Annotated in this window: 6 protein-coding genes and 1 pseudogene; 1 reads left to right on the top strand and 6 read right to left on the bottom strand. The window is 51.8% G+C overall.

Annotated elements, in window-relative coordinates; translation table 11 throughout:
- Nucleotides 1–256, top strand: a pseudogene (locus tag H583_RS37000) (ISNCY family transposase); the annotation flags it as partial.
- Nucleotides 257–418: 162 nt separating this feature from the next.
- On the opposite strand, the gene argH reads toward H583_RS37000, so the two are convergent.
- The 6 genes from argH to argJ are packed head-to-tail and all read right to left on the bottom strand — an operon-like array spanning nucleotide 419 to nucleotide 7,391.
- On the bottom strand, nucleotides 419–1,834 hold the full coding sequence (argH, locus tag H583_RS0103775) for an argininosuccinate lyase (protein ID WP_028559299.1): 1,416 nt from the start codon (nucleotides 1,832–1,834) through the stop codon (nucleotides 419–421).
- Nucleotides 1,835–1,873: 39 nt separating this feature from the next.
- A complete protein-coding gene (locus H583_RS0103770) occupies nucleotides 1,874–3,109 on the bottom strand; it encodes an argininosuccinate synthase (RefSeq protein WP_028559298.1) in 1,236 nt (411 codons plus the stop codon).
- 18 nt (nucleotides 3,110–3,127) lie between these two features.
- On the bottom strand, nucleotides 3,128–4,084 hold the full coding sequence (gene argF, locus H583_RS0103765; RefSeq protein WP_028559297.1) for an ornithine carbamoyltransferase: 957 nt from the start codon (nucleotides 4,082–4,084) through the stop codon (nucleotides 3,128–3,130).
- Between the two features lie 17 nt (nucleotides 4,085–4,101).
- Nucleotides 4,102–5,304 carry an acetylornithine transaminase gene (locus H583_RS0103760; protein ID WP_028559296.1) on the bottom strand — a complete coding sequence of 401 codons (1,203 nt, stop codon included), beginning with the start codon at nucleotides 5,302–5,304 and terminating at the stop codon, nucleotides 4,102–4,104.
- 16 nt (nucleotides 5,305–5,320) lie between these two features.
- Nucleotides 5,321–6,115 carry an acetylglutamate kinase gene (gene argB / locus H583_RS0103755; protein WP_028559295.1) on the bottom strand — a complete coding sequence of 265 codons (795 nt, stop codon included), beginning with the start codon at nucleotides 6,113–6,115 and terminating at the stop codon, nucleotides 5,321–5,323.
- Between the two features lie 37 nt (nucleotides 6,116–6,152).
- Complete coding sequence (argJ, locus tag H583_RS0103750; RefSeq protein WP_028559294.1) at nucleotides 6,153–7,391, bottom strand: bifunctional ornithine acetyltransferase/N-acetylglutamate synthase; 1,239 nt, start codon at nucleotides 7,389–7,391, stop codon at nucleotides 6,153–6,155.
- Between the last annotated feature and the right edge of the window lie 555 nt (nucleotides 7,392–7,946).

Raw genomic sequence — 7,946 nt, 5'->3', positions numbered from 1 at the left:
CGAAACGCTGGAAGGTGAGGTATTGCTCTGGATGTACGGACAGGCGTTTGCGCTCCAAGCGACGGACCGTCCAAGCCGTGATCCCGTTCTCACCCCAAAAGAAAAGACGGGTTCTGCGCAGCCACGCAAACCCGCCAAAGATCATCCGTGGAAAACCACGTATGACAACAACATCACTAAGCGTAACACAAAACAACGTTCGTTCCAAGATGCCATGTATTCGCAGCACAATAGCTATCCAGAGGCCTTCTGGTAACAGAGACCTTCATTTTAACAAGTGACATTTTCATAGCACAATTAGAGTGACATTTTCACAGACGTTTGACAGGGACGCACAGCCAAAAGGGCTGCTGTCTGTAAAGAGACAACAGCCCTGATATCCAGCTGGCTTATAAAGAGCCGGGACACGAGACTTCCCCTATTTGCTCTTCTCCAAATATTCTTCAACCCAGGTCGCTGTTTGCGCAAGCTGCTGCTCAGCACGCCCGATCGCCGCTTCAACCTGTACCGTCGCCGTGCCGCCGTAAACATTACGGGCGTTGACAACCTGCTCCGGCTGAAGCACTTGATAGATGCGGTCATCGAACAGCGGAGAGAATTGCTTGAACTCATCCAGAGTCAGATCAAGAAGATACTTATTATTCTCGATGCAGTACAGTACCGTTTTGCCGATCACTTCATGAGCCTGGCGGAACGGCAAGCCTTTGCCAACGAGGAAGTCCGCGATATCTGTCGCATTGGAGAAATCCTGATTGACAGCCTGGCGCATCTGCTGCTTGTTCACCTTCATCGTCGCAATCATCGGAGCGAACAATTGAAGCGCTCCCTGCATCGTACGTACGGTGTCAAACATGCCCTCCTTGTCTTCCTGCATATCTTTGTTATACGCAAGCGGCAACGATTTGAGAACGGTCAGAAGCCCCATCAGATCGCCATAGACGCGGCCGGTCTTGCCACGGACAAGCTCCGGCACATCCGGGTTTTTCTTCTGCGGCATAATGCTGCTGCCCGTGCAGAACGCGTCATCCAGCTCGACGAAGCGGAATTCTGTGCTTGACCACAGAATGAGCTCCTCGCTCAAACGGGACAAGTGCATCATGACCAGCGCAGCATGCGACAGAAACTCCACGATGAAGTCACGGTCGCTTACCGCATCAAGACTGTTCTCATAGACACGGTCAAAGCCAAGCTGCTCCGCTACAAAATGACGGTCAATCGGGAACGTTGTCCCCGCAAGCGCCCCGGCTCCCAGCGGCAGCGTGTTGATCCGCTTGTAGCTGTCCTGAAGACGCTCAATATCCCGTCCGAACATGGACACATATGCCATCAGATGATGCGCAAACAAAATGGGCTGCGCCCGCTGCAAATGCGTATAGCCCGGTACGATCGTATCGAGATTTTCCTTGGCTTGTCCGACAAGCGCTTCTTGAAGCTTTTGCAGCAGACCAACGAATTCCACAACCCGCTTGCGCAGGTACAGATGCATATCGGTTGCAACCTGATCGTTACGGCTGCGTCCGGTATGCAGCTTGCCGCCTACCGGACCGATATCGTCGATCAGTGTCTTTTCAATATTCATATGAATATCTTCGTCCGCTATCGCAAACTCGATTTCCCCGCGCTTAATGCGCTGAAGCACACGGTGAAGACCATCCTGAATGGCCTCCACGTCTTCGGCAGGGAGAATGCCCTGCTTGCCCAGCATCGTAACATGAGCCAGGCTGCCCTGGATATCTTCTTGTGCAAGCTCCTTGTCAAACGAAATCGAAGCTGTATATTCTTCAACCAATTGGTCGGTTTTTTTCGTAAAACGTCCGCCCCATAATTTGCTCACGGTATGAACACTCCTTTCAAAATCCGGTTCGTAAACGTCCTATTCGCGGCTTTGCTCCACACCGGAGGAAACCTTCAATCGCAGGGCGTTAAGACGGATAAATCCAGTTGCATCCCCTTGGTCATAAGCTTGCGTAGGATCAGCTTCCATCGTTGCAATATCAGGATTGTAAAGGCTGACAGGGCTTTTCACGCCTGCGCCGATAACATTGCCTTTGTATAGCTTCAGACGTACAACGCCTGTTACATTCTTCTGGCTCTCGGATACCAGTGCCTGCAGCGCCAGACGCTCAGGCGCAAACCAGAAACCGTTGTATACCAGAATGCTGTATTTGGAAATCAGGGAATCACGCAGATGCATAACCTCACGGTCCATCGTAAGGGATTCCATTTTGCGGTGTGCAGTGAACAAAATTGTACCACCAGGCGTCTCATATACGCCGCGGCTCTTCATGCCGACAAAACGGTTCTCTACCATATCTACGCGACCGATACCGTGTTTGCCGCCCAGCTCGTTCAGCTTATCCATCACGCCCAGCGGGCTCAAGGATTCGCCATTGACTGCCGTTACAATTCCGCCCTCGAATGTCAGCTCCACATATTCAGCCTGATCCGGAGCTTCCTCAGGAGACACGCTCAGCACATACATATCGCGGTTCTCATCCGCACTTGCATCAAACCAAGGATCTTCCAACATTCCGCTCTCAAAGCTGATATGCAGCAGGTTGCGGTCCATGGAGTATGGCTTGGAAGCGGAAGCCTGAACCGGAATGCCGTGTTTCTCGGCATATGCGATCATTTCTGCACGTCCCGGGAATTGCTCACGGAAGCTCTCCAGACGCCATGGCGCAATAACACCAATTTCAGGAGCAAGAGCAGCAGCCGTCAGTTCAAAACGCACCTGGTCATTTCCTTTGCCTGTTGCGCCGTGCGCAATTGCGATTGCGCCTTCCGCTCTGGCGATATCCACCATCCGCTTGGCGATCAATGGACGGGCAATGGAAGTTCCGAGCAAATATTGGCCTTCATACAGCGCTCCAGCCTGGAACATCGGGTTGATGAAATCTGTGGCGAACTCCTCGCGCAGGTCATCAATATATACTTTGGAAGCACCTGTCGCGAGCGCTTTTTCCTCCAGACCGTCCAGTTCTTCCTTCTGTCCAATGTCTGCAGTGAACGCGATGATTTCCGCATCATAGGTTTCTTTGAGCCATTTCAGGATAACCGAAGTATCCAGACCGCCCGAGTATGCCAATACAATTTTATCCTTTGCCATTGCTAAAATCCTCTCCCTCTACATAAGTGCAGCCATAATTGCTTTTTGCGCATGAAGCCTGTTCTCTGCCTGGTCGAAAATAATGGATTGTTTGCCGTCGATGACACCCTCACTAACTTCCTCGCCACGGTGGGCAGGCAGACAGTGCATGAACAAGTAGTCCTTTTTCGCATATTTCACGAGCTCATCGTTCACCTGGTAATTCGCGAATGCCTGTTCACGTTCCTTCTGCTCCGCTTCAAAGCCCATGCTTGCCCAGACATCGGTATAAACAATATCCGCATCGGCAATCGCTTCCTTCGGATCATTACAGACCACAATTTGCGACCCGGTCTGGGAAGCAATGCTCTTGCTCTGGCTGATAATGTCCTCTTCCGCTTCGTAGCCAACCGGACTGGCAACGGAAATATGCATGCCCAGCTTCGCTGCGCCCATTACTAAAGAATGTAACATATTGTTGCCGTCTCCGATATATGCAACCTTCAAGCCTTCAAGCTTGCCTTTGTGCTCCAGAACGGTCTGGTAATCGGCCAGCGCCTGACAAGGGTGGGAACGGTCAGTCAGCCCGTTAATAACCGGAATGGTCGCTCCTCTCGCCAGATCAACAACCGTGCGGTGCGCAAAGGTACGGATCATAATTCCATCCAGATAGCGGGACATGACCTGTGCGGTATCTGAAATTGGCTCACCGCGTCCGATTTGCAGATCATTGCGGCTCAAGAACAACGCATGGCCTCCGAGCTGGTACATGCCCACCTCGAACGATACGCGGGTACGGGTCGAAGATTTTTCGAATACCATCCCCAGTGTTTTTCCTTTGAGCGGCTGATAGATTTCCCCAGCCTTTTGCTTGCGCTTCAGCTCAATGCCGAGATCGATAAGATAACGGATCTCCTCCGGCGTGTAGTCCGCCAGTCCAAGGAAGTCCCGTCCTTTCAAGCTGACTGCCAGCTCTTCATTGAGTGTGCCCTGCATTGCTTTCACTCCTTCAATTATGATTTCACAATAGATGTCGCCTGTTCCGCCAGAAGCGTGGACAGAATTTGCACCCCGTGGTCAATTTCTTCATTCGTTATAATCAAGCTAGGCAGCAGCCGAATCACATTAGGTCCTGCGGTTACAACGAGCAGGCCGCGGTTTCGCGCTTCCGTAACGAGATCGGAAACCGGCTCTGCGCATTCGATGCCGATAATCAGCCCCTTGCCGCGAATATCCTTAACGAACGGATTACCGGACAAAGTTTCTTTAAGCTTTCCGGTCAAATAAGCACCTGTTTGCGCTGCTTGGTCTGCAACACGGTCCTGAACGATCGTTTCAACCGTTGCTTTAACCGCAGCTGTAGCAATTGGCGTTCCGCCAAAGGTGGAACCATGGCTGCCGGGAGCAAATGCGTCACGCAGCTTCTCCTTGGCCAGCATCGCCCCGACCGGGAAGCCGCTTCCGAGACCTTTTGCCAGTGTAAAAATATCCGGCTCCACACTATAGTGCTCGTAAGAGAACAGCTTTCCTGTCCGTCCCATACCGGTCTGAATTTCATCAATAATAAGCAGCACACCGTGCTTGTCGCACAGCCCGCGAACGAATTCGAGATATTCCTGCTGTACAGGATATACGCCACCCTCAGCTTGCACGGTCTCCAGCATAATAGCAGCGGTATGCTCGCTTACTGCCGCTTCCAGAGCTGCCTGATCATGCAGCGGAACATAGCGGAAGCCTTCAGGCAGCGGGCCAAAACCTTCCTTCACTTTATCCTGTCCGGTTGCGGTCAGCGTTGCCAGCGTACGTCCGTGGAAGGAATTGGTCAGTGTAATGACTTCGTAGCGTCCATTGTTCAGCACTTTCTGGTGATAGCGGCGGGCCAGCTTGATGGCAGCTTCATTCGCTTCCGCACCGGAATTACAGAAGAACACGGCATCTGCACAACTGTTCTCTGTCAGCAGGCTTGCCGCGGCCTCCTGATTCGGAATATGAAACAGGTTGGATACATGCCACAGTTCATCAAGCTGCTTTACCAATGCTTCCTTGACGGTCTTGGGAGCATGCCCCAGATTAGTTACTGCAATGCCGCACATGAAATCCAGATACTTGTTGCCCTGTTCATCCCAAAGCCAGCTCCCGTCGCCCTTCACCAGCGCAATCGGATATCTTGCATATGTCGGGAACAACGCGCCCCCTCTTTGTGCTGCTTCACTCATGATCTTCCCCTGCCTTCTATTCCGATTTTATAATTCGTGTGCCTGCCTCGCTGCCCTGCAGCACCTTGCTGAGAACCGCCTCTTCCTCACCGCTGACAATGACAACCTCGCTGACACATCCTTGAATGCACTGGATAGCCGCGCGCACCTTTGGAATCATGCCGCCGTAAATTTCACCGCTCGCTATCATCGCCTCAATCTCGTCAATCGTTACGGTTGGCAGCACCTTTTTCACGCCGTCAACTTCCTTGAGAATGCCCGGGACATCCGTAACGACAATCATCCGCTCTACGCCGAGATGGGAAGCGACTGCTCCCGCTGCTGTATCGGCATTAATGTTATAACGCTGTCCTGCCGGGTCAATCCCGATTGGCGCAATGACCGGAATGTATTCCATCGTCATAATGCCCTCAATAATAGCCGCATTTACGTCCGTCACATCGCCCACAAATCCGATTTCCGCATGATTCGCTACCGGCTGCGCCTGAATCAAGCCGCCGTCAACACCGGAAATTCCGAGCGCCTTGGCTCCGCTTTGCCCAATCTTGCGGACAATTTCCTTATTAATTCGTCCTGCCAGTACCATCTCGACGACATCGAGTACGGCATCACTGGTTTTTCGCAGACCATTCACGAATTCAGATTCAATCCCGAGCTTGCCGAGTGTCTCCGAGATCGCCGGACCGCCGCCGTGTACAATGACAGGACGCACGCCCTGCTCCTGCAAATGGCGCAAGTCATCAAAAAAGGAGGCGGGCAGCGCCGCCAATGTGCTTCCCCCGCATTTCATTACAAACCGCTGTTCCTTCATCCCCATTGCTCCTTCATTCTAACGGTATTTCCCGAAATCAGGTCCGGTAAGCTGCGTTAATCCGGACGTAATCATAGGTCAAATCACAGCCCCAGCCGATCGCCCGGCCTTCGCCCAAATGCAGATGGACGCGAATGACAACCGTATCGCCCTTCAAATATTCCAGTGCTGCTTCCTCGTCAAACACGACAGGTTTGGACTGCCTTAAAGTCTCGATATCTCCCAGGGAAATATCTACAGTATCCGGGTTAAGCGGCTCCCCTGCACGTCCCGCAGCAGCGATAATCCGTCCCCAGTTCGCATCTGCCCCGAATACAGCGGATTTCACCAGCGAGGACCCGATAATCGTCTTCGCAATCGCACGTGCAGATTCATTATTCTCTGCTCCTTCAACCTGTACCTCGATCAGTTTGGTTGCCCCTTCGCCATCACGGGCAATTGCCTTTGCCAGCACTTCGCAGACATATTGAACCGCGGCAGCAAATGCCGAATAATCCGGATGCACTGGTGTAAGCTCGTTATTCTCCGCCAAGCCGCTGGCCATTGCCACCAGCATGTCATTCGTGCTCGTATCTCCATCTACCGTAATCATATTAAAGGTCAGGTCGGTTGCCTGCCCAAGCAATTGCTGAAGAGCTTCACTGCCAACTTTGGCATCCGTCGTTACAAAGCCGAGCATGGTTGCCATATTCGGATGAATCATGCCGGAGCCTTTGGCAGCCCCTGCTACATGCACCGTTTTGCCGTCAATCTCTACGGAGACGCAAACCATCTTCTGAACCAGGTCTGTCGTCAAAATCGCCTGGCAGAAATCCTCGGAAGCTGCGGCAGTATTTCCGAACTTTGGAGGCAATGCAGCGATACCATCCAAAACGCGATCCATCTTGAGAAGCTCACCGATTACCCCAGTGGAAGCAACCGCTACCTCATGTTCAGAAATACCTGCTGCTTCGGCAAAAGACTTCCGCATCTGAAATGCATCTTCTTCCCCTTGCTGCCCTGTACACGCATTGGCGTTGCCGCTATTTACAAGCACTGCACGGAGGGTGCCTCCCGCTGCAATACTGTCTTTCGTTACCTTAATCGGTGCTGCCTGAACCTTGTTCAAAGTGTAGACACCGGCTGCAGCAGCCGGAACCTCACAGATAATCGCACCCAAATCATGACGCGTTGTTTTTTTCAGTCCGCAATGTAGTCCCCCTGCCATAAAGCCCTTAGGCGTAGTAATCGAACCCTCCGGTAAAACTTTGAAGACTTCTCCAGTGCCCTGTTCCATGACGCGTTCATACTCCTTTGTCAAGCGTAAACGGCTGCAGTCAGACATGAATCGTGGCTTGCTGTTGTACAGCAGTCAGGTTCTAGTTCTATACCGCCCATTCAGGCAGCAGCGTTCCGCGAAATAATAGTTGCTTGCAAAACAGGTAGAAGGCTACAGTATGAAGGATTTCTTCCGATTGCTGTTAAAGACTGATTTCTCTCATTTCATAATGATACAAGGGAAGAAATCAGCCTTTAAAGGCAACCACTTCGTTTCTCCAGAAACCCTTCATCCCTCCGCCAACTACTGTTTTGCATTGAAGAAGGGGGATATATAGTGAAGAGCCGATTACCCAAGGCTCTTCTTCATAAATGTTTTGCAAGGTCGTATTCATTTTGTATCCATTGTTTCCCCTGGGCGCTAAGTTAGCGCAGTGGAAAAGATTCATCTGTAGAAGCGTAGCGGTTCCATTTGCCCCCGAATACGATCCTTATCGGATTCAAATCAAACGTAATTCGGGGGCAAGAGGGAATCGGAAGATGAACTTTTCCACGCAGCGGCCTCTATAGCGCC

The organism is Paenibacillus pinihumi DSM 23905 = JCM 16419 (assembly GCF_000422505.1).
Classification (GTDB): Bacteria; Bacillota; Bacilli; order Paenibacillales; family Paenibacillaceae; genus Paenibacillus_D; species Paenibacillus_D pinihumi.
This window is presented reverse-complemented; position numbering and strand designations above follow the sequence as displayed.

What these genes read in the sequence shown, in the direction of transcription:
- H583_RS0103770 (WP_028559298.1), bottom strand. Translation starts at nt 3,109, where the DNA reads ATGGCAAAGGATAAAATTGTATTGGCATACTCGGGCGGTCTGGATACT.
- argF (WP_028559297.1), bottom strand. Translation starts at nt 4,084, where the DNA reads ATGCAGGGCACACTCAATGAAGAGCTGGCAGTCAGCTTGAAAGGACGG.
- H583_RS0103760 (WP_028559296.1), bottom strand. Translation starts at nt 5,304, where the DNA reads ATGAGTGAAGCAGCACAAAGAGGGGGCGCGTTGTTCCCGACATATGCA.
- argB (WP_028559295.1), bottom strand. Translation starts at nt 6,115, where the DNA reads ATGAAGGAACAGCGGTTTGTAATGAAATGCGGGGGAAGCACATTGGCG.
- argJ (WP_028559294.1), bottom strand. Translation starts at nt 7,391, where the DNA reads ATGGAACAGGGCACTGGAGAAGTCTTCAAAGTTTTACCGGAGGGTTCG.